This window comes from Candidatus Skiveiella danica (genome assembly GCF_022705245.1).
GTDB lineage: Bacteria > Pseudomonadota > Gammaproteobacteria > Burkholderiales > Burkholderiaceae_C > Skiveiella > Skiveiella danica.
In genome coordinates this window covers 34,125-52,911 of record NZ_JAKJEW010000022.1, presented here as the reverse complement: position 1 = coordinate 52,911, position 18,787 = coordinate 34,125, and the positions used below count along the sequence as shown (strand labels likewise).

Below are 18,787 nucleotides of genomic sequence, written 5' to 3'. Positions count from 1 at the left end.
ACAGTCCGGGCCAGGCCGGCACGAACCAAGGACATCCGCTTGCCCGACGATAGCACCCCCGCCCCCCCGAAATCACCCGCATCCACTCTTGCCGTGCCAGGCGGTCGCGGCGCCCGCCTGGCACGTCTCGGCTGGATGGCCACGGGCATTGCCGGCGGCATGGTTGCCGAGGGCGCGCGCCAGCTGGCGCAGGGCAACCGCCCGAAACTGAGCGACCTGCTGCTCACGCCGGGCAATGCGCGCCGCGTGGCCGACCAGCTGGCCAAGCTGCGCGGCGCCGCGATGAAAGTCGGTCAGCTGGTCTCGATGGAATCCGGCGACCTGCTGCCGCCCGCGCTGGCCGAGATCCTGGGGCGGCTGCGCTCGGACGCCCGCGCCATGCCCAAGGCCCAGGTCAAGGGCGTGCTGGACACCCAATGGGGCAAGGGCTGGGAAAAGCGATTCACGCATTTCTCCTACACCCCCATGGCGGCGGCCTCGATCGGGCAGGTGCACCGGGCCCAGACCAAGGACGGGCGCGACCTGGCCATCAAGATCCAGTACCCCGGCGTGGTGGAGAGCATCGACAGCGACGTGGACAACGTTGCCGCGTTGTTCCGCATGTCCGGCCTGATGCCCAAGGAGATGGACATCAAACCCCTGCTGCGCGACGCCAAGCGCCAGCTGCACGACGAGGCCGACTACCTGCGTGAGGCCGGCTACCTGAGCCGCTATGGCGAGCTGCTGGCCGATGCGCCCGACTACGCGCTGCCGCAGCTGCACGCCGACCTGACCACCGCACGCGTGCTGGCGATGTCAGTGGTGGGCGGCGTGCCGATCGAAACCCTGGCGGATGCGCCCCAGGACGAGCGCGACCGAGTGATGACGCTGCTGTTCGCGCTGCTGCTGCGCGAGCTGTTCGAGTTCCGCCTGGTGCAGACCGACCCCAACTTTGCCAACTACCGCTTTGACACCGACACCCGCCAGCTGATCCTGCTCGATTTCGGCGCCACCCGCCCCTACAAGGCGAGCATGGCCAACGAGTTCCGCCGCCTCATGAAGGGCGCCATGGCTGGCGACCGGGCCATGATGGACACGGCGGCCATGGCCATCGGTTATTACGACGCCACCACGCAGGACCATCACCGCCAGACCATCCTGGATATGGGCGAGCTGGCCATCGAGCCTTTCACGCTGGAAGGCCCTTACGACTTCGGCACCAGCGATGTCCTGCCGCGCCTGCGCGCACGCGGCATCGAACTGGGCCTGGACCGCGACTTCTGGCAACTGCCCCCGTCCGACGCCATGCTGCTGCAACGCAAATTCGGCGGCCTGTACCTGCTGGCGATCCGGTTGAAGGCGCGAGTGGATCTGCAAAAGCTTGCTCAAACCAGGCTGCGTGCCCCACATTTGGTCCCCGCTCAACGGCAATAATATACTGAAGAGATAGCTGCGAAAGAGCGCCCTGAGAGGGGATAACTCAAGAGTACTCAATCATTGTTCAGTGTCACATAGTAAGAGGCCTTCACTCAGCCGGTGCCTGTCGCGCGGCGAAGATACTATGGATTGAGTAAAGTCACCGAATGCATTCTGCCGCGAAAACCCTCTCCATCACCCAGGTTCTGGCCTGCGGCGCCGCCATCGTCACCGTGTCCATGGGCATCCGCCACGGTTTCGGGCTCTGGCTGCAACCCATTACGCAGGCCCAGGGATGGACGCGTGAGACCTTTGCCTTTGCCATCGCGATCCAGAACATCGCTTGGGGCACGGCCGGCATCTTCGCGGGCATGGTGGCGGACCGTTTCGGGGCCTTTCGCGTGATCATCGCTGGCGCCCTGTTCTATGCCGCGGGCCTGTTCGGCATGGCCCATGCGGCCACCCCGCTGACGTTTGCGCTGAGTACGGGCGTGCTGATCGGCATCGCCCAGGCCGGCACCACCTATGCGGTCGTCTACGGGGTGATCGGGCGCAATGTGTCGGCCGAGCGGCGTTCCTGGGCCATGGGCATCACCGCAGCGGCCGGTTCGTTCGGGCAGTTCCTGATGGTGCCAACGGAAGGCTTTTTGATCAGCCAGTTCGGCTGGCAACAGGCGCTGGTGCTGCTGGGCGGTGCCGCCTTGCTGATGGTGCCCCTGGCCTGGGGGCTGCGCGAGCCCGCGTTTGCCGATGGCGGCGTGGTGCACCGCGACCAGTCCATCGCCCAAGCGCTGCGCGAGGCCTTCAAGTACCCCAGTTTTCGGCTGCTGATGGCGGGCTACTTCGTCTGCGGCTTTCAGGTGGTGTTCATCGGCGTTCACATGCCCAGTTATCTGAAAGACAAGGGTCTGTCGCCGCAGGTGGCCAGCTACGCGCTGGCGCTGATCGGTCTCTTCAATGTGTTCGGCACCTACGCGGCCGGCGTGCTGGGGCAGAAACTGGCCAAGCGAAAGATCCTGGCGTTCATCTACCTCGCGCGTGCCGTCGCCATCACCGTGTTCCTGCTGGCGCCGCTGACACCGGTGAGCGTGTACATTTTCGCCAGCGTCATGGGGCTGCTGTGGCTGTCCACCGTGCCACCGACGAACGCGATCGTGGCGCAGATCTTCGGCGTGGCGCACCTGTCGATGCTCGGCGGCTTCGTTTTCTTCAGCCACCAGATCGGCAGTTTCATGGGCGTGTGGCTGGGTGGCGTGCTGTACGACCGCACCGGCAGCTACGACATCGTCTGGTACATCGCGATTGCCTTGGGCGTGTTCGCGGCGCTGATCAACCTGCCGGTCAAGGAAACGGCCATCGTGCGCCCGGGGCGCGCCGTCCACGGGGGCGCGCGCGCCGCGTGAGATGGCCCGCCGCAACCGCTTTCTGGTCTATGTGGTGGTGGCGGCCACGCTGGCGGGCGTGTTTGCGCTGTACACCCGGCCGGAGTTCCTGACGAACCTGGCCGACCAGCTGTGGAGCTGCTTTTGACGAAATTTCGAACGAAATTGGCCGAATCCCAGCGTGAAATGGTTATTTCCAGCTATGAATAGCGAAGCAAACGGTTGCATTGGCGGTTTGTCGGCCCGCCATGGCAGCGAGCCGGTCTCGGCCTGGGTGCAACGCTGGTCGTCGCTGGTGCCGGCCGGCGGCACCGTGCTGGATGTGGCCTGTGGGCTGGGGCGGCACACCCGCTGGTTTCTGGCGCGTGGCCACCGGGTCTTCGCCGTGGACCGCTCGGCCGAGGCGATTGACGGCGTCCGGGCCCTGGCGCCTTCGGGCATCGGCGAGCGGCTCGAAACCCGGGTCGCGGACCTGGAAAGCGGCCCCTGGCCGTTTGCGGGGCAGCGCTTTGACGCCGTGGTCGTCACCAATTACCTGTGGCGCCCTTTGCTGCCGGTGATCGTCGACAGCGTGGCGCCCGGCGGCGCGCTGATCTATGAGACCTTTGCCGCCGGCAATGAAGCCTACGGCAAGCCCTCGCGAGCCGACTTTCTGCTGCAGTCGGGCGAGTTGCTCGTTGCCTGCGCCGGCCTGCGGGTGGTGGCCTTCGAGGACGGCTACCTGGACGGGCCGCCGCGCAGGGTGCAGCGCATCGCGGCTGTCCGGGCCGGCGCTGACGGGTCCTGGCCGCCGCTGCCGCTCTGATCGCCGCTCCAGTGCCTGACATGGGCGTTAGTTAGAATGCTCGTTTAGCGTTTACACCTGCGGACATGACATCCACCTATCGCCCCCTCACGGGCAGCATCCCCGCCCTGGTCACGCCGATGCTCGAAGACGGCAGCGTGGACTACGACACGCTGCGCAAGCTGATCGACTGGCACATCGCCGAGGGCACCGACGCCATCGGGGTGGTGGGCACGACGGGCGAGTCGCCCACGGTCAACGTCGAGGAACACTGCGAAATCATCCGCGTTTCCGTGGAGCAGGCCAAAGGGCGCGTGCCGATCATGGCCGGTTGCGGCGCCAACTCGACCTCGGAAGCCATCGAACTCGCGAAATTCGCCAAGAAGGTCGGCGCCGATTGCCAGCTGCAGGTCGTGCCCTACTACAACAAGCCGACGCAGGAAGGCCAGTACCAGCACTTCAAGGCCATCGCCGAGGCCACCGGTGACCTGCCGATCATTCTGTACAACGTACCGGGCCGCACCGTCGCCGATATGCTGCACGACACGGTGCTGCGGCTGGCCCAGGTGGACGGTATCGTCGGCATCAAGGAAGCCACCGGCAACATCGAGCGCGCGCAGTGGCTGATCCGCGAGGTGCCCGAGGGCTTTGCCATCTATTCCGGCGATGACCCGACCGCCGTCGCCCTGATGTTGTGTGGCGGACAGGGCAATATCAGCGTGACGGCCAATGTGGCGCCGCGCCTGATGCACGAGCTGTGCATGGCCGCCATCGCGGGCGACGCACGCCGCGCGATGGAGATCCAGCTGCGGCTGATGCCGGTGCACAAGCACCTGTTCGTCGAGGCCAACCCGATCCCGGTGAAGTGGGCGATGGCGCGCATGGGCCTGTGTGGTGGCACGCTGCGCCTGCCCATGACCCCGATGTCGGCGTCCTTCGAGCCCGTGGTCGAAGGCGCCTTGCGCGCCGCCGGTCTGGTCTGAGCCTGTCATGAGAACCCCGAGGAAACTTTCCGTGAAGCCATTCGCAACGACGGGCCACCGGCTCGCATGGGCCAGCATCCTGATCGCCACGCTGCCGGCCTGCTCCGTGCTGCAAGAGGACAAGGTCGACTACAAGAGCGCCGGCAGCGCCCCCACGCTGGAGGTTCCACCCGACCTGACCAAGCTGAGCACCGAAACCCGCTACACCGTTCCAGGCGGATCTGTGACGGCCAGCGGCATGGCCAGGACAGCCCAGGCAACGCCCAGCGCCAGTGTGGCGCTCGTGACAGTCGGTGACGTTCGGATCGAGAAGCTGGCCAATCAACGCTGGCTGGTGGTCAACCGCACGCCGGAGCAGCTCTGGGGCCCGGTGCGTGATTTCTGGCAGGAAAACGGCTTCCTCCTGACCGTTGACCAGCCTGCCGTCGGCATCATGGAGACCGACTGGGCCGAGAATCGCGCCAAGATTCCACAGGACATCATCCGCGCCTCGATCGGCAAGGTGATCGATGGCGCCTACTCCACCGCGGAGCGCGACAAGTTCCGCACGCGCATGGAGCGCCTGCCCGCAGGCGGGACGGAAATCTTCATCAGCCACCGGGCCATGATCGAGGTTTACAGCAGCAGCAGCAAGGACGCCACGGTCTGGCAGCCGAAGGCCGCCGACCCGGAGCTCGAGGCCGAATTTCTGCGCAAGATGATGATCAAGCTGGGTGTCACCGCAGAGCAGGCGAAGGCGCTGGTGGCCAGCAGCGCCGCGGCCAAACCCGGCGCCACGCTGACCTCCGTCAACAACACGCCGGTGGTGCAGGTATCCGACAGCTTTGACCGTGCCTGGCGCCGGGTCGGCCTGGCGCTCGACCGCACCGGCTTCACGGTCGAAGACCGCGACCGCGCCCAGGGCATCTACTTCGTGCGTTATGTCGAGCCGAACTCGGCCAAGGAGCCCGGTTTCATCGGCAAGCTGTTCGGCGCGACCGCCAAGGAATCGGCACCGATCAAGTACCGCATTGCTGTGCGAAGTGCCGGCGACACGACCTCGGTGTCTGTCCTGAGCGCCACTGGCGTTCCGGAAGCTTCCGACAATGCCAAGCGCATCCTGCAGGTGATCGTCGACGACCTGAAGTGAACACGGCGTCGGATGCTGCGCTTCAGAAACCTGGGCAGCGGCAGTTCGGGTAACGCAACCCTCGTCGAAGCCCGAAGCGGCAGCGCCGTGACGCGGATCCTGGTGGATTGCGGCCTCGGGATCCGGATCCTGGAGCGCCGGCTGGCGATTGCCGGCCTGTGCACCGGCGACATCGACGCCCTCTTCATCACCCACGAGCACAGCGATCATGTCGGCTGTGCGCATACGTTGGCGCTGCGTGAACGCATTCCCGTCTGGATGAGCCACGGCACCTGGTCCGCGCAAGGTGGACGGGACTACGAAGGACTCCTGAACACAGCCGAGCATGGCGCCGCCTTTGAGGTCGGCCCGCTCCAAGTGCATCCTTTTGCCGTCCCGCACGATGCCCGGGAACCCTTGCAACTGTCCTGCACCGACGGTAACCGGCGGCTCGGCGTGCTGACCGACCTCGGCCACGCACCGGCCGAGGTTCTGAAGCACCTCAGCGGCTGTCACGCGTTGCTGCTGGAGTGCAACCATGACCCGGACTTACTGGAAGCCTCGGCCTATCCGTTCTTTCTGAAGAGGCGCGTGGGGGGCGCCCACGGTCACCTGGCGAACGCACAGGCCGCCCAGGTGCTACAGGCCGTGCGACACGACGGTCTGAACCATGTCGTGGCCGCCCATCTGAGTCGCAAGAACAACCGGCCGGATCTGGCGCGCAGTGCGGTGGCCGGTGCACTGAACCGAACAGAAGACGAAGTCCTGGTGGCCGACCCGATTCACGGGACCGACTGGCTAAGTGCCTGAGACCTGGTCTCTGGTCGCGTGGGAGTGCGCCGTGCAATCCAAGCGCCCATGAAAAAAGCCACCTTGCGGTGGCTTTTCAAGCAAATCGCAGAGAGCGATTACTTCTTGGCAGAGGAAGCGGCAGCCTTGGCAGCGTCAGCCGCAGCCTTGGTGGCATCGGCAGCGCCCTTGGCAGCGTCAGCAGCGCCCTTGGCGGCGTCAGCAGCAGCGGCGACGGCAGGAGCAGCGGCGCCGGAAGCAGCAGCGGCAGCACCGGAAGCAGCAGCGGCAGCACCGGAAGCAGCAGCGGCAGCGCCGGAAGCGGCGTCAGCGGCGGCAGGCGCGGGAGCGGCGGCAGGAGCGGGAGCCGGCGCAGGAGCGGGTTCTTCCTTCTTGCCACAAGCGGCGAGGGCAGCAGCAGCAATGACGGTCGCCAGAATGAGGGAGTTTTTCATTTCAATGTTCCTTAGAGGATTAGACAAAACAATTTCCGGAAATTGTCAAGGCGACTTCGGAAACCGCCATGACTGAGAGAAAGCACTCGAGCTCTTTCCGCTCAGCCGTTGATTATAACCCGGAATTTTGCAATCCTTACAAACCCTCAACACCCCGCAATCGGGGGAATTCTCTAAAGTCCCAGCGTCGTCACCGGAAATCCCGGCGAGCTCTGGCCGAGCCACTCTTTCAAGGATTCGCGGGAGGCCACCCGCGGCTCGGGCGCCGAGGTGCAGACACCGGTGCAATGCTCGGGGTCCAGGCGGCGCATGACCCAGGCGCTGGACCACAGCACACTGGGGAAGCCCACCGCGTCACCCCTGGCGTTGCGGCGGCAGTCGATGAGGTGCGCCCAGGTCTTGCGCCAAGCCACGAAACGGGGATGGGTGCGCAGCACATCCTCGTAGCTTCGGGCCAGCATCACCAGGGTGCGGCCGCTGTGGGCCCAGGCATTGAGCGAATCCACCACCGTGCGCTCGCCCAGCGGCCAGTCATGGAAGTCAGCGTCACTCAGGATGAGTTCGCGCCAGCCCTCGCGCGCGGCGCAGGCCAACGCGTCGCGCACGTTCTGGCGGAACGCATCGCGCCCTTCAAAGCGCCCTTGCGGCAACTCCGGCGCCGTTGACGGATCCCCGGACTCATTGTTTGTCATGCAGCCACCCCGCGTCACGCCAGTCGGTCATCAGTTGGCGCGCGCCCTGGCTGGCACGCGCCAACTCACCCGCGGCCAGCCGTCGCTCGTCGGCCAGGCGCCGCATCAGCTGCGCGTCGCGGCCCGATCCGCGGTAACTCTCGCCGTTGATGAAAATGTGCTGCTCGTCGAACATCATGCGTGTGCGCCGGTCCAGGGCCACAGCGCCAGTGACGAGGCGCCCCGTTCCTTTGCTTTCGGCCTCGAACCAGACATTCGCCTTCGGCTCCGAGAGGTACTCACCGAGCAGGCATTGCAGCTCGACCGGGTCATTCAGCACCGCCTGCAAGGCGTCGCGGGCAAAGTCCATCATGCCGGGCGGAATGCCGCCGGGCGACTCGACCGCCGGCTGGCCCGGATCGCGGTACACCGCGGTGCCGGCGGCATCTTCCGCGTCTTCAGCCAGGCGTTGCAGCAGCTCGCGCGCTAGTTCGCCCCGTGCTGGTTGCCGGAAACCGATTGAGTAGGTCATGCACTCGCCCACCGCCACCCCATCGTGCGCCCAGCGCGGCGGCAGGTAGAGCATGTCGCCGGGCTCCAGCACATACTCGTCCTCCGGCTGGAAGTTCGCCAGGATCTTGAGCGGCAGGCCTTCAACCAGGCTCAGGTCCTTCTGCCGGCCGATGCGCCAGCGCCGCTGGCCGTGCGCCTGCAGCAGGAACACGTCGTAGCTGTCGAAATGCGGGCCCACGCCGCCGCCGTCGCTGGCGTAACTGATCATCACATCATCCAGCCGCGCGTCGGGCACGAAGCGGAACTGCTGCATGAGCCGGTGCACGCGCTCGTCGTGCAGGTCCACACCTTGCACCAGCAACGTCCAGTCCGGGGTCTTCAATGCTGGCAGCGCCCGGCGCTCGAACGGCCCGCGCCGGAACTGCCATCCCTTGCTGCCCTGGCTCAGCAGGCGCGACTCGACCTCCTCGCGGGCAGCCAAATCGAACAAGGCCGGCCGTTCCAGCAGGGGCTTGAAGCTAGGGATGGCTTGTCGCACCAGCAGCGGTTTCTTCTGCCAATGGCGCTTCATGAATTGCTGTGGGGTCAGGCCACCGAGCAGTTGCAGGGGTTGTTGGATGTCCATGGGACAATTCTGCACCATGGACATTACTGAACAATGCGTGGTCGCACTGACCTGGACGCTCAAGGACACCCTGGGCGAAGTTCTTGACGTGCTGGACGACCCGGTGGAGTTCCTGGTCGGTGGCGACGACCTGCTACCGCGGATCGAACAGGCCCTGCAGGGCCACGCCCCTGGTGCCAAGCTGGATCTGCACATCGAGCCCGAGGAAGCCTTCTGCGACTTCAATGACCAACTGCTGTTTCTGGAGCCGCGCAATCTGTTTCCCGCGGAGCTCGAAGAAGGCATGACGATTGAGGGCACTGCACTGCCCAAGGGCACGAACCCCGATGCACCGCGCAACGCGCAGTACACCGTCACCGAGATCTATCCCGAGCACGTCGTGCTGGACGGCAATCACCCGCTGGCGGGCATTGCGATCCGCCTGAGCCTGAAGGTCGAGGCGGTGCGTGAAGCCACGGAAGAAGAAATCGGGCGCGGCACCTGTGGCACCGGCTTCTTCAGGATCGATGTCGATCCCGACGGAACGCCCCCAGAGGCCGTCCTGCACTGAATTTCACGAAAAACACCACCATCCCGGCGCCAATTGGTCGCCAGGCGATCCTAAACTGGAAGCGCCCTGCGCGTCCGAAGCGCGTCAGTGTTTGCCGGTGGAACCGTAGCCGCCCTCGCCGCGCGCACTGGGCGCGGCAAATTCGCTCACCACGTTGAAATGCGCCTGCACCACCGGCACGACCACCAGCTGCGCCAGGCGCTCCATGGGTTGCAGGGTGAAGGCCGTGTCGCTGCGGTTCCAGGCGCTGACCATGAGTTGCCCCTGGTAGTCGCTGTCGATCAGACCGACGAGGTTGCCGAGCACGATGCCGTGTTTGTGCCCCAGCCCTGAGCGCGGCAGGATCAGCGCCGCATAGCCCGGATCGGCCAGATGAATCGCCATGCCCGTGGGCACCAGTTGCCAGGCGTTGGGTTCCAGCGTCAGTGGCGCATCCAGGCAGGCGCGCAGATCCAGTCCGGCGCTGCCCGGGGTGGCATAGGCCGGCAGCTGATCCGCCAGGCGTGAATCGATGATCTTGACGTCGATTTTCATTTCTTATGGACCCATCCCAGCGTCCGCCGGTCGATTTCAGCTATCAATTTTCTAGCGAGCACGCGCTTGGAGGCATGCGGCATCTCCGAGGCGCCCTGGGCGTCCACCAGCAGCAGCGCGTTGTCGTCCTTGCCAAACGTGGCCGGGCCGATGTTGCCCACCAGCAGCGGCACCCCCTTGCGCGCGCGCTTGGCACTGGCGTGGGCCAGCAGGTCGTGGCTTTCGGCCGCAAAGCCGACACAGTAAATCCCGCCAGCCTCTCCGCGCAGACCGGCTTGTCCGCGCGGTGATTGCGCCACCGTGGCGAGGATGTCCGGGTTTTCGATGAAGCGCAGCGCCGGCGTTTCACCCGAGCCATCCTTCTTGATCTTCTGGTCGGCCGCGGTCCCGGGCCGCCAGTCGGCAACCGCGGCCGTGGCCACAAACACGTCGGCGCGGTCCACCTGGTTCTGTACCGCGGCCAGCATGTCGCGCGCCGAGCGCACATCCACCCGTGTCACCCCCCGAGGCGTGGGCAGCAACACAGGTCCGGCCACCAGCGTGACCTCGGCGCCCGCTTCGCGCGCGGCACGGGCAATCGCAAAACCCATCTTGCCGCTGGAAAGGTTGGTGATACCGCGCACCGGGTCGATGGCCTCATAGGTCGGGCCGGCTGTCACCAGCACCTGGCGCCCGGCCAGACGCTTGGGTGAGAAGAACGCCACCAGGTCGGCCAGAATTTCGTCGGCCTCCAGCATGCGGCCGTCGCCGGTCTCGCCGCAGGCCTGCTCGCCCTGCCCCACGTCCAGCACCTCGATGCCGTCGGCACGCAGCTGCGCCACGTTTCGTCGAGTGGCCGGGTTGGCCCACATCTCGCGATTCATGGCCGGGGCCACAATGAGCGGCACCGTCGCCGCCGGTCGAGCCAGGCACAACAGGCTGAGCAGTTCGTCTGCGCGGCCATGCAGCAGCTTGGCCATGAAATCGGCACTGGCCGGCGCAATGAGGATCGCGTCGGCCTCCCGGCCCAGGTTGATGTGCGCCATGTTGTTGGGCTCGCGGGCGTCCCACTGCGAGCCATACACCGGTCGGTTGCTCAGCGCCTGCATCGTTACCGGGGTGATGAAGTGTTCGGCCGCCTCGGTCATCACCACCTGCACGCTGGCACCCTCCTTGACCAGGGCCCGGCACAGCTCCGCGGCCTTGTAGCACGCAATGCCGCCGGTGAGCCCCAGGACGATATGTTTGCCGCTCAGTTCGTTCATGGCCGGCAATATACCCTTCCCGCCGCAACCGGTCGGATTACGGGGGTCAAAGGGTGTCCAGAGGCCCGGGGGGGCCCGTATAATTCACGTTTACCACCTCCCTCGGGACCCAGCGCCCGACCCTGACATGACCAAATTTGTCTTCGTCACCGGCGGTGTGGTGTCTTCCCTGGGCAAGGGAATCGCCTCAGCCTCCCTCGCAGCGATCCTGGAATCGCGGGGCCTCAAAGTCACTCTCATCAAGCTCGATCCGTACATCAACGTCGATCCGGGCACCATGTCGCCGTTCCAGCATGGCGAAGTGTTCGTCACCGACGACGGCGCCGAAACCGACCTGGACTTGGGCCACTACGAACGATTCATCACGACGCGCATGCGCCGCGCCAACAACTTCACCACCGGCCAGATCTACAAGAGCGTGCTCGAGAAGGAGCGCCGTGGCGACTACCTCGGCAAGACGGTGCAGGTGATTCCCCACATCACCAACGAGATCCAGGATTTCATCAAGCGCGGCGCCGGCATCGGAACGCCCGACGCAGTAGACGTGGCCATCGTCGAAATCGGCGGCACGGTGGGCGACATCGAATCCTTGCCGTTCCTGGAGGCGGTGCGCCAGCTCAGCCTGAAGATGGGGCCGAACAACGCGGCCTTCGTGCACCTGACCTACGTGCCCTGGATCGCCGCCGCCGGCGAGCTCAAGACCAAGCCCACCCAGCACACGGTGCAGAAGCTGCGCGAGATCGGCATCCAGCCCGACGCCCTGCTGTGCCGCGCCGACCGGCGCATTCCGGACGACGAACGCGACAAGATTTCGCTCTTCACCAACGTGCAGAGCTGGGGCGTGATTTCCATGTGGGACGTGGACACCATCTACAAGGTGCCGCGCATGCTGCACGAACAAGGCCTCGACGGCCTGATCTGCGACAAGCTGCGCCTGAACACCCCGCCCGCCAACCTCAAGCGCTGGGACGAGCTGGTGTTCGAGACCGAACACCCGACGGGCGAAGTCACCATCGCCATGGTCGGCAAGTACGTGGACCTGACCGACAGCTACAAGTCGGTCAATGAAGCGCTTCGCCACGCCGGCATGAAAAACCATGTGCGCGTGAAGATCGAACATGTCGATTCGGAGACCATCACCGACGATGCCGTGGCGCGGCTGGCCAAGTACGACGCCATCCTGGTGCCCGGCGGCTTCGGCAAGCGCGGCATCGAGGGCAAGATCGCCACCGCACGCTTCGCCCGCGAGAACAAGGTGCCCTACCTCGGCATCTGCCTGGGCATGCAGGTGGCAACCATCGAGTTCGCGCGCCACGTGGCCGGCCTGGCCGACGCCAACAGCACCGAGTTTGAGCCCGGCTGCCCGCATCCGGTGATCGCGCTCATCAACGAATGGAAGGACGCGGACGGCAGCATCCAGGTGCGGGACGCCCACTCCGATCTCGGCGGCACCATGCGCCTGGGCGCGCAAAGCTCCGACGTGACCAACGACACGCTGGCGCATTCGATCTACGGGGACGTCGTCACCGAACGGCACCGCCACCGCTACGAAGCCAACGTGAACTACCTGGAGAACTTGCGCAAGGCAGGCCTCGTCATCTCGGCGCTCACCCAGCGCGAACACCTGACCGAGATCGTCGAGCTGCCGCAGAGCGTGCACCCGTGGTTCGTCGGCGTGCAGTTCCACCCCGAGTTCAAGTCCACGCCCTGGGATGGCCACCCGCTGTTTAACGCCTTCATCAAGGCAGCGGTCGATCATCAGGCCGCAGGCAAGAGTCTCAAGGCCGTGGCCTGACGACGGAAAGGCCCCGCATGAAGCTTTGTGGATTCGACGTCGGCCTCCAGCGCCCGTTCTTTCTGATCGCCGGCCCCTGCGTCATCGAGTCCGAGCAGCTCCAGATGGACGTGGCCGGACAGCTCAAGGAAATCACCGGCGCGCTGGGCATCGCCTTCATCTTCAAAAGCAGCTTTGACAAGGCCAACCGCTCGTCGGGCACCAGTTACCGCGGCCCGGGCATGGAACGCGGCCTCGAGATCCTGGCCCGTGTGAAACGGGAGCTGGGCGTGCCGGTGCTGACCGACGTGCACACCGAGGCCGAGATTCCCACCGTCGCCGCCGTGGTCGATGTGCTGCAGACGCCGGCCTTTCTCTGCCGCCAGACCGATTTCATCCGCGCCGTAGCCCAGAGCGGCAAACCGGTGAACATCAAGAAGGGCCAGTTCCTGTCGCCCCACGAAATGAAGAACGTGATGGACAAGGCTCGCGCCGCGGCCCGTGAGGCAGGCTTGTCCGAAGACCGCTTCATGGCCTGCGAACGCGGTGCCAGCTTCGGCTACAACAACCTCGTTTCCGACATGCGCAGCCTCGCCATCATGCGCGAGACGGGCTGCCCCATCGTGTTCGACGCGACCCACTCGGTTCAGCTGCCCGGCGGGCAAGGCACCTCGTCCGGCGGCGCCCGCGAGATGGTGCCAGTGCTGGCGCGCGCCGCGGTAGCGGTGGGAGTGGCCGGGCTGTTCATGGAAACCCATCCCGACCCGGCCCACGCGCTGTCCGATGGGCCGAACGCCGTGCCCTTGAAGCATATGAAAGCGCTTCTGGAAACGCTGGTTGCGCTGGACACAGTGACCAAGACGAACGGCTTCCTCGAAGACCACTTTGACTGACCCCCACGGAGACTCCATGGCCCCTGCCTACATCATTGTCGACATGCTGATCACCGACATGGACCAGTACCGGCAGTACATGGCAGCGGCCCCTGCGGCAGTGGCGGCAGCCGGCGGCGAATACCTGGTGCGCGGCGGCCGGTTCGAGGTGCTCGAAGGTAGCTGGGAACCTGCGCGCATAGCGATGCTTCGCTTTCCGAGCTACGAGAAGGCCAAAGCCTTCTACGACGGCGAGCAGTACCGTCAGGCCCGCGCCAAGCGCGCCGGCGCCACCCAATTCTTCAACCTGATCCTGGTGGAGGGCGTGGACGCCCCCGTCATCTGAATCCAAACCATTGAAAACGAAAGGGAATCATGAGCGCTATTGTTGACATCGTCGGGCGTGAAATCCTCGACAGCCGCGGCAACCCCACCGTCGAGTGCGACGTGCTGCTGGAATCCGGCGTCATGGGCCGTGCCGCCGTGCCCTCGGGCGCCTCCACTGGCTCGCGCGAAGCCATCGAGCTGCGCGACGGTGACAAAGCCCGCTACCTGGGCAAGGGCGTGCTGAAGGCCGTCGAGCACATCAACACCGAAATCTCCGAAGCCGTGCTGGGCCTGGACGCGTCCGAACAGGCCTTTCTGGACAAGACCCTGATCGACCTCGATGGCACTGAAAACAAAAGCCGCCTGGGCGCCAACGCCATGCTGGCGGTCTCGATGGCCGTAGCCCGCGCCGCCGCGGAAGAATCCGGTCTGCCGCTGTACCGTTATTTCGGCGGCATGAACGGCAACCAGCTGCCGGTGCCGATGATGAACGTCATCAACGGCGGTGCGCACGCCAACAACAACCTGGACCTGCAGGAATTCATGATCATCCCTGTGGGCGCCCCGAGCTTCCGCGAGGCGGTGCGCTATGGCGCCGAGGTGTTCCACGCCCTGAAGAAGATCATCCACGACAAGGGCATGAGCACCGCAGTCGGTGACGAGGGTGGCTTCACCCCCAGCGTGGCCAGCCACGAGGCCGCCATCCAGATGATTCTGGAAGCCATCGACAAGGCCGGCTACACCGCCGGCGAGCAGATCGCCATCGGCCTGGACTGCGCCGCCAGCGAGTTCTACAAGGACGGCAAGTACCACCTCGAAGGTGAAGGCCTGACCCTCTCGGCCGAGGAATGGACCAACATCCTGGCCACCTGGGTCGACAAGTACCCCATCATCAGCATCGAGGACGGCATGGCCGAAGGCGACTGGGACGGCTGGAAGATCCTGACCGATCGCCTGGGCAAGTCGGTGCAGATCGTGGGTGACGACCTTTTCGTGACCAATACCAAGATCCTGAAGGAAGGCATCGACAAGGGCATTGCCAACTCGATCCTCATCAAGATCAACCAGATCGGCACGCTGAGCGAGACCATCTCCGCCATCGAGATGGCCAAGCGCGCCGGCTACACCGCCGTGATCAGCCACCGCTCGGGCGAGACCGAAGACTCGACCATCGCCGACATCGCCGTGGGCCTGAACGCGGGCCAGATCAAGACCGGCTCGATGAGCCGCAGCGACCGCATGGCCAAGTACAACCAGCTGCTGCGCATCGAAGAGGACCTGGGCGATGTGGCGGTCTATCCTGGCCGCGCCGCCTTCTACAACCTGCGCTGAAGCCATGCGGCCGGCCCTCGGTCTTGCGCATCGCGGTGACTCCGGAAGGAGGCACCGCGCTATCGCAGGACAACGGACCGGCTTCACCGTTGCGGGTTGATGAACCTCCGTCCGCCCATGGGAAACCGCGTCATCCCGTTGATCCTCATCCTGCTGCTCGCGCTCTTCCACGGGCAGCTTTGGGTGGGCCGTGGCAGTGTGTCCGACGTTTCCCGAATGCAGCAGAAACTGGACGCCCAAAAAGCGGCCAACCTGCAGGCGCGCCAGGCCAACGAACGCCTGGCAGCCGAGGTGCGCGACCTGCAGGAAGGGCTGGAGATGGTCGAGGAAAAAGCGCGACTCGAACTGGGCATGGTCAAGCCCAACGAAGTCTTTGTGCAGATCGGCCGCTAGGCGCGCGCAGCCCTTGGCCGCCGCCGTCGAGCCCCGACATGCCCCTCACTGCCCTGCACCTTCGTCCCCGTACCGACCGCTGAGTCCATGTTTGCCGAAGCGTTCGTTTTGTGGGGTTCTCCCACCACCTGGCTCGAAATCGTCGCCTTCGTGCTGGCGCTTGCCATGGTGGGCTGCAACATCCGCGAGATCCATTGGGGCTGGCCGTTGGCGGCGATCAGCTCGGTCCTGTATGTGGCCCTGTTCTGGCAGAACAAGCTGTATGGCGATGCGGCGCTGCAGGTGTTCTTCGCGCTGGTAGCCCTGTGGGGATGGGGACAGTGGCTGCGCGGGCGGCGCGACGACGGCAGCGCGCTTGCCATCAGTCGCCTGACGCGGTCCGCTCGGCTGTGGACCCTCGCCAGCTGCGCCGTGCTCTGGCCGGCCACAGGGCTGTTCCTGAAGACCTATACCGACAGCGATGTGCCGTGGTGGGATGCTTTCCCCACCGCGGTGAGCATCGTCGGCCAGTTCCTTCTGGGCCGCAAGTACATCGAAAACTGGGCCATTTGGCTGGCGGTCAACGTGGTCAGCGTGGGCCTGTTTGCCTGGAAAGGCCTTTGGCTCACGACACTGCTCTATGCGCTGTTCACGGCGCTGAGCGTGGTCGGCTGGCGCGCGTGGCAGCGCAAGCTCTGACGAAGAGCCGCCATGAACATGTCCCCCATGGCCCGCCCGCGACGCATCGCCCTGCTCGGCGCCGAAAGCACCGGCAAGACACAGCTGGCCCAGGCGCTGGGCCTTCGGCTGCAGCAACACGGGCTGCGCGTGACGGTGGTGCCGGAAGTGCTGCGCGAGTGGTGCGACCGCCAGGGGCGCACGCCTCGGCCCGATGAGCAGGTCGGGATCGCACGGGAACAGGCGCTTCGGGTGCTCCGGCAACTCGATGCAGACGTGGTGATCGCGGACACCACACCGCTGATGACCGCGCTGTACAGCCATCTGCTGTTCGGCGATGAAACTCTCTATGGCTTTGCCCTGGCCCACCAGCGGCACTACGACGCCACGCTGGTCACCGGGCTGGACCTGCCCTGGGTGCCCGATGGCCTGCAGCGCGACGGCCCGCAGGTGTGCGAGCCCGTGGACGCCCTGCTGCGCACCGCGTTGGCCCGAGCCGGCGTGAGCTGGCAGGTCATCTACGGCCGGCACGAGCGCCGACTTGAAAACGCGATAAAAGCTATCACTTCAATAGCAAATACTGACCAGCTGACGCTGGGAAACGGCCAGAAAGATCATGAAACGCCGCTTTGGAGCGGTCTTTGCACCACCTGTGGCGATCCGGCCTGTGAACATCGGCTGTTCACAGCTCTGATGCGCCAGGACGCGGCTCACCCGGCGCTCGATCAGGATCAGTGAACGACCGGCCCAACCGGCGGCTGGGCTCCTGGCGCAGTGAAGATCTGCGCCGCATCGACCGGGTCGAAATGGTACTGCTGGCCGCAGAAATCGCAGCCCACCTCGATGTGCCCGCGCTCGGCCAGGATGCCTTCGGCCTCCTCCACCCCCAGGCTGCGAATCATGCGTCCGACGCGCTCGCGGCTGCAGCTGCAGGCGAAGCGCGGACCGGTCTCGCCGGCCAGCGGCTCGAAGCGCAGCACCGGCTCTTCCCAGAACAGCCGGCGCAGGATGGTGTCCACGTCCAGCGTCAGCAACTCCTCCCTCTTCAGGCTCTTGGCCAGGATCGCGATGCGGTTGTAGTGCTCGTTCAGGCCAATCTCGTCCTCGTTGGCGCGCGTGTCGGCGACAGGGCTCGACGCATCCGACCCCGGACCCTGTGCCGCCTGCGTCGCGTCTGACCCGGCAGCCGTTGCGCGCCCTCCCAGGTTGTTCGCGCCCTGCACCGGCAGGCGCTGGATCAGCAGGCCGGCGGCCACCTGCTCGTCCGCGGCCAACACCAGCGTGGTGTCGAGCTGCTCGGACTGCAGCATGTAGTGCTCCAGCACGTCGCTCAGCTGCTCCAGAGGCTCGCGCCGGTCGCCGAACAGCGGCACCACACCCTGGTAGGCCTGCTGACCCGGCAGGCGGTCTTTCGGATCCAGCGTGATCGCGCAGCGGCCCTGGTTGTTCACGTTCACCATCTGGCTCAATGCAGCGGCGTGCGGCACTTCACCCACCACCGTCGCCGTGGCGCGCAGGCTCAGGTCCGGCTGCACTTCGGCCACGGCCACCTTGATGGGCCCGTCACCGAAGATCTGAAGCACCAGCGCTCCGTTGAACTTGATGTTGCCTTGCATCAGCACGCCGGCGGCCGCCATTTCTCCGAGCAGTTCGCGCACGGGCGGCGGGTATGCGCCAGTGGCTGTGTTGCCCGCGCGCCGGCGCAGGATTTCCTGCCAGGCTTCGGTCAGGCGTACGACCATGCCGCGCACCGGCAGGCCGTCAAAAATGAATTTGTGGAGTTCGGACACGCGTGGGAACCTGGTTGGAAGTCTGAGCGCACACCGCGCGCTGTTCGGCTCGCGAGGCGCCGTGATCAGTCGATCTTGCGCAGACCCGCCTGAAAGCGGCGGGCGTTCGCGACATAGTGGCGCGCGCTCCAGCGCAACCCCTCCATCTGTTCGGGCGTCAACTGGCGCACAGCCTTGGCCGGGCTGCCGATGATCATCGAACCATCCGGGAATTCCTTTCCTTCGGTCACCAGGGCGCCAGCCCCGACCAGGCAATTCCGCCCGATCTTCGCTCCGTTGAGCACAACAGCACCGATGCCGATCAGCGATTCGTCGCCGATCGTGCACCCATGCAGCATCACCTTGTGCCCCACGGTGACATGGTTGCCCACGACGATCGGCTTTCCGACATCGGCGTGCATCACACTGCCGTCCTGGATGTTGGAGCCGCGGCCGATCGTGATCGTCTCCGTGTCGCCCCGAACGACCGTGCCGAACCAGATGCTGGCATCTGCGCCCAGCGTCACGGCGCCCATCACTTGGGCGCTGTCGGCCACCCAGGCGCTGGGATCAACCTGGGGCGCCACCCCGTCCAATGCATAGATCGCCATCAAAATCCTCGTCGCGCGT

At 65.5% G+C, this 18,787-nt stretch carries 22 protein-coding genes; 15 read left to right on the top strand and 7 right to left on the bottom strand.

The window, feature by feature from the left end:
• The first annotated feature begins 39 nt into the window (after positions 1 to 39).
• The 7 genes from ACMUOY_RS13365 to ACMUOY_RS13335 all read left to right on the top strand — a co-directional run bounded on the left by ACMUOY_RS13365 (position 40) and on the right by ACMUOY_RS13335 (position 6,462).
• The gene (locus ACMUOY_RS13365) at positions 40 to 1,413 is read left to right on the top strand and encodes an ABC1 kinase family protein (RefSeq protein ID WP_413893219.1); all 1,374 of its coding nucleotides are present in this window, start codon (positions 40 to 42) and stop codon (positions 1,411 to 1,413) included.
• A 149-nt stretch (positions 1,414 to 1,562) separates the two neighbouring features.
• Entirely contained in the window at positions 1,563 to 2,798 is a 1,236-nt protein-coding gene (locus ACMUOY_RS13360) for an MFS transporter (protein ID WP_413893218.1), read from the top strand.
• Between the two features lies 1 nt (position 2,799).
• On the top strand, positions 2,800 to 2,925 hold the full coding sequence (locus tag ACMUOY_RS13355) for a hypothetical protein (RefSeq protein ID WP_413893217.1): 126 nt from the start codon (positions 2,800 to 2,802) through the stop codon (positions 2,923 to 2,925).
• A 54-nt stretch (positions 2,926 to 2,979) separates the two neighbouring features.
• Entirely contained in the window at positions 2,980 to 3,582 is a 603-nt protein-coding gene (locus tag ACMUOY_RS13350) for a class I SAM-dependent methyltransferase (RefSeq protein ID WP_413893216.1), read from the top strand.
• 65 nt (positions 3,583 to 3,647) lie between these two features.
• Positions 3,648 to 4,544: a 4-hydroxy-tetrahydrodipicolinate synthase gene (dapA, locus tag ACMUOY_RS13345; protein ID WP_413893215.1), complete on the top strand. Its 897-nt coding sequence runs from the start codon at positions 3,648 to 3,650 to the stop codon at positions 4,542 to 4,544.
• Between the two features lie 7 nt (positions 4,545 to 4,551).
• Positions 4,552 to 5,673: an outer membrane protein assembly factor BamC gene (bamC, locus tag ACMUOY_RS13340; protein ID WP_413893214.1), complete on the top strand. Its 1,122-nt coding sequence runs from the start codon at positions 4,552 to 4,554 to the stop codon at positions 5,671 to 5,673.
• Between the two features lie 12 nt (positions 5,674 to 5,685).
• Complete coding sequence (locus tag ACMUOY_RS13335) at positions 5,686 to 6,462, top strand: MBL fold metallo-hydrolase (RefSeq protein WP_413893213.1); 777 nt, start codon at positions 5,686 to 5,688, stop codon at positions 6,460 to 6,462.
• A 98-nt stretch (positions 6,463 to 6,560) separates the two neighbouring features.
• Here ACMUOY_RS13335 and ACMUOY_RS13330 read toward each other — a convergent pair whose 3' ends face one another.
• The 3 genes from ACMUOY_RS13330 to ACMUOY_RS13320 all read right to left on the bottom strand — a co-directional run bounded on the left by ACMUOY_RS13330 (position 6,561) and on the right by ACMUOY_RS13320 (position 8,705).
• Positions 6,561 to 6,896, bottom strand: coding sequence for a hypothetical protein (locus ACMUOY_RS13330; protein ID WP_413893212.1), 336 nt, complete (start codon positions 6,894 to 6,896; stop codon positions 6,561 to 6,563).
• A gap of 173 nt (positions 6,897 to 7,069) precedes the next feature.
• Positions 7,070 to 7,588, bottom strand: coding sequence for a hypothetical protein (locus tag ACMUOY_RS13325; protein ID WP_413893211.1), 519 nt, complete (start codon positions 7,586 to 7,588; stop codon positions 7,070 to 7,072).
• A complete protein-coding gene (locus tag ACMUOY_RS13320; protein ID WP_413893210.1) occupies positions 7,575 to 8,705 on the bottom strand; it encodes a JmjC domain-containing protein in 1,131 nt (376 codons plus the stop codon). Before ACMUOY_RS13320 ends, ACMUOY_RS13325 begins: the two co-directional genes overlap by 14 nt.
• Positions 8,706 to 8,721: 16 nt before the next feature.
• On the opposite strand from ACMUOY_RS13320, the gene ACMUOY_RS13315 reads away from it, so the two are divergent.
• Entirely contained in the window at positions 8,722 to 9,255 is a 534-nt protein-coding gene (locus ACMUOY_RS13315; RefSeq protein WP_413893209.1) for an FKBP-type peptidyl-prolyl cis-trans isomerase, read from the top strand.
• Between the two features lie 84 nt (positions 9,256 to 9,339).
• On the opposite strand, the gene dut is transcribed toward ACMUOY_RS13315, so the two are convergent.
• Together dut and coaBC are read right to left on the bottom strand one after the other, a co-directional pair.
• Positions 9,340 to 9,789, bottom strand: a complete 450-nt coding sequence (gene dut / locus ACMUOY_RS13310; protein ID WP_413893208.1) for a dUTP diphosphatase — start codon at positions 9,787 to 9,789, stop codon at positions 9,340 to 9,342.
• A complete protein-coding gene (coaBC, locus tag ACMUOY_RS13305) occupies positions 9,786 to 11,033 on the bottom strand; it encodes a bifunctional phosphopantothenoylcysteine decarboxylase/phosphopantothenate--cysteine ligase CoaBC (RefSeq protein WP_413893207.1) in 1,248 nt (415 codons plus the stop codon). Before coaBC ends, dut begins: the two co-directional genes overlap by 4 nt.
• Before the next feature lie 127 nt (positions 11,034 to 11,160).
• Here coaBC and ACMUOY_RS13300 point away from each other — a divergent pair, with 127 nt between their 5' ends.
• The 7 genes from ACMUOY_RS13300 to ACMUOY_RS13270 all read left to right on the top strand — a co-directional run bounded on the left by ACMUOY_RS13300 (position 11,161) and on the right by ACMUOY_RS13270 (position 17,126).
• Positions 11,161 to 12,828 carry a CTP synthase gene (locus ACMUOY_RS13300; RefSeq protein WP_413893206.1) on the top strand — a complete coding sequence of 556 codons (1,668 nt, stop codon included), beginning with the start codon at positions 11,161 to 11,163 and terminating at the stop codon, positions 12,826 to 12,828.
• A gap of 17 nt (positions 12,829 to 12,845) precedes the next feature.
• On the top strand, positions 12,846 to 13,700 hold the full coding sequence (gene kdsA / locus ACMUOY_RS13295; RefSeq protein ID WP_413893205.1) for a 3-deoxy-8-phosphooctulonate synthase: 855 nt from the start codon (positions 12,846 to 12,848) through the stop codon (positions 13,698 to 13,700).
• 16 nt (positions 13,701 to 13,716) lie between these two features.
• Positions 13,717 to 14,025 (top strand): DUF1330 domain-containing protein, encoded by a 309-nt coding sequence (locus ACMUOY_RS13290; RefSeq protein WP_413893204.1) that lies wholly within the window; start codon positions 13,717 to 13,719, stop codon positions 14,023 to 14,025.
• Positions 14,026 to 14,054: 29 nt separating this feature from the next.
• Complete coding sequence (eno, locus tag ACMUOY_RS13285) at positions 14,055 to 15,338, top strand: phosphopyruvate hydratase (RefSeq protein WP_413893203.1); 1,284 nt, start codon at positions 14,055 to 14,057, stop codon at positions 15,336 to 15,338.
• A 117-nt stretch (positions 15,339 to 15,455) separates the two neighbouring features.
• Positions 15,456 to 15,731 carry a septum formation initiator family protein gene (locus tag ACMUOY_RS13280; RefSeq protein ID WP_413893202.1) on the top strand — a complete coding sequence of 92 codons (276 nt, stop codon included), beginning with the start codon at positions 15,456 to 15,458 and terminating at the stop codon, positions 15,729 to 15,731.
• A gap of 87 nt (positions 15,732 to 15,818) precedes the next feature.
• On the top strand, positions 15,819 to 16,409 hold the full coding sequence (gene pnuC / locus ACMUOY_RS13275; RefSeq protein ID WP_413893201.1) for a nicotinamide riboside transporter PnuC: 591 nt from the start codon (positions 15,819 to 15,821) through the stop codon (positions 16,407 to 16,409).
• Positions 16,410 to 16,421: 12 nt separating this feature from the next.
• Complete coding sequence (locus tag ACMUOY_RS13270) at positions 16,422 to 17,126, top strand: AAA family ATPase (RefSeq protein ID WP_413893200.1); 705 nt, start codon at positions 16,422 to 16,424, stop codon at positions 17,124 to 17,126.
• On the opposite strand, the gene ACMUOY_RS13265 is transcribed toward ACMUOY_RS13270, so the two are convergent.
• Both ACMUOY_RS13265 and ACMUOY_RS13260 read right to left on the bottom strand, forming a co-directional pair.
• The gene (locus ACMUOY_RS13265) at positions 17,120 to 18,178 is read right to left on the bottom strand and encodes an Hsp33 family molecular chaperone HslO (protein ID WP_413893199.1); all 1,059 of its coding nucleotides are present in this window, start codon (positions 18,176 to 18,178) and stop codon (positions 17,120 to 17,122) included. The two genes, ACMUOY_RS13270 and ACMUOY_RS13265, sit on opposite strands and share 7 nt — an antisense overlap.
• A gap of 65 nt (positions 18,179 to 18,243) precedes the next feature.
• Positions 18,244 to 18,768: a gamma carbonic anhydrase family protein gene (locus ACMUOY_RS13260; protein ID WP_413893198.1), complete on the bottom strand. Its 525-nt coding sequence runs from the start codon at positions 18,766 to 18,768 to the stop codon at positions 18,244 to 18,246.
• Positions 18,769 to 18,787 lie beyond the last annotated feature (19 nt).

Excerpts from the sequence above, each read along its gene's own strand:
- ACMUOY_RS13330 (WP_413893212.1), bottom strand. The coding sequence starts at position 6,896 with ATGAAAAACTCCCTCATTCTGGCGACCGTCATTGCTGCTGCTGCCCTC.
- ACMUOY_RS13335 (WP_413893213.1), top strand. The coding sequence starts at position 5,686 with ATGCTGCGCTTCAGAAACCTGGGCAGCGGCAGTTCGGGTAACGCAACC.
- ACMUOY_RS13355 (WP_413893217.1), top strand. The coding sequence starts at position 2,800 with ATGGCCCGCCGCAACCGCTTTCTGGTCTATGTGGTGGTGGCGGCCACG.
- ACMUOY_RS13315 (WP_413893209.1), top strand. The coding sequence starts at position 8,722 with ATGGACATTACTGAACAATGCGTGGTCGCACTGACCTGGACGCTCAAG.
- ACMUOY_RS13260 (WP_413893198.1), bottom strand. The coding sequence starts at position 18,768 with ATGGCGATCTATGCATTGGACGGGGTGGCGCCCCAGGTTGATCCCAGC.
- coaBC (WP_413893207.1), bottom strand. The coding sequence starts at position 11,033 with ATGAACGAACTGAGCGGCAAACATATCGTCCTGGGGCTCACCGGCGGC.
- ACMUOY_RS13280 (WP_413893202.1), top strand. The coding sequence starts at position 15,456 with ATGGGAAACCGCGTCATCCCGTTGATCCTCATCCTGCTGCTCGCGCTC.
- ACMUOY_RS13320 (WP_413893210.1), bottom strand. The coding sequence starts at position 8,705 with ATGGACATCCAACAACCCCTGCAACTGCTCGGTGGCCTGACCCCACAG.
- ACMUOY_RS13300 (WP_413893206.1), top strand. The coding sequence starts at position 11,161 with ATGACCAAATTTGTCTTCGTCACCGGCGGTGTGGTGTCTTCCCTGGGC.
- ACMUOY_RS13350 (WP_413893216.1), top strand. The coding sequence starts at position 2,980 with ATGAATAGCGAAGCAAACGGTTGCATTGGCGGTTTGTCGGCCCGCCAT.
- ACMUOY_RS13270 (WP_413893200.1), top strand. The coding sequence starts at position 16,422 with ATGAACATGTCCCCCATGGCCCGCCCGCGACGCATCGCCCTGCTCGGC.
- bamC (WP_413893214.1), top strand. The coding sequence starts at position 4,552 with ATGAGAACCCCGAGGAAACTTTCCGTGAAGCCATTCGCAACGACGGGC.
- dapA (WP_413893215.1), top strand. The coding sequence starts at position 3,648 with ATGACATCCACCTATCGCCCCCTCACGGGCAGCATCCCCGCCCTGGTC.
- kdsA (WP_413893205.1), top strand. The coding sequence starts at position 12,846 with ATGAAGCTTTGTGGATTCGACGTCGGCCTCCAGCGCCCGTTCTTTCTG.
- ACMUOY_RS13325 (WP_413893211.1), bottom strand. The coding sequence starts at position 7,588 with ATGACAAACAATGAGTCCGGGGATCCGTCAACGGCGCCGGAGTTGCCG.
- dut (WP_413893208.1), bottom strand. The coding sequence starts at position 9,789 with ATGAAAATCGACGTCAAGATCATCGATTCACGCCTGGCGGATCAGCTG.
- ACMUOY_RS13360 (WP_413893218.1), top strand. The coding sequence starts at position 1,563 with ATGCATTCTGCCGCGAAAACCCTCTCCATCACCCAGGTTCTGGCCTGC.
- eno (WP_413893203.1), top strand. The coding sequence starts at position 14,055 with ATGAGCGCTATTGTTGACATCGTCGGGCGTGAAATCCTCGACAGCCGC.
- pnuC (WP_413893201.1), top strand. The coding sequence starts at position 15,819 with ATGTTTGCCGAAGCGTTCGTTTTGTGGGGTTCTCCCACCACCTGGCTC.
- ACMUOY_RS13290 (WP_413893204.1), top strand. The coding sequence starts at position 13,717 with ATGGCCCCTGCCTACATCATTGTCGACATGCTGATCACCGACATGGAC.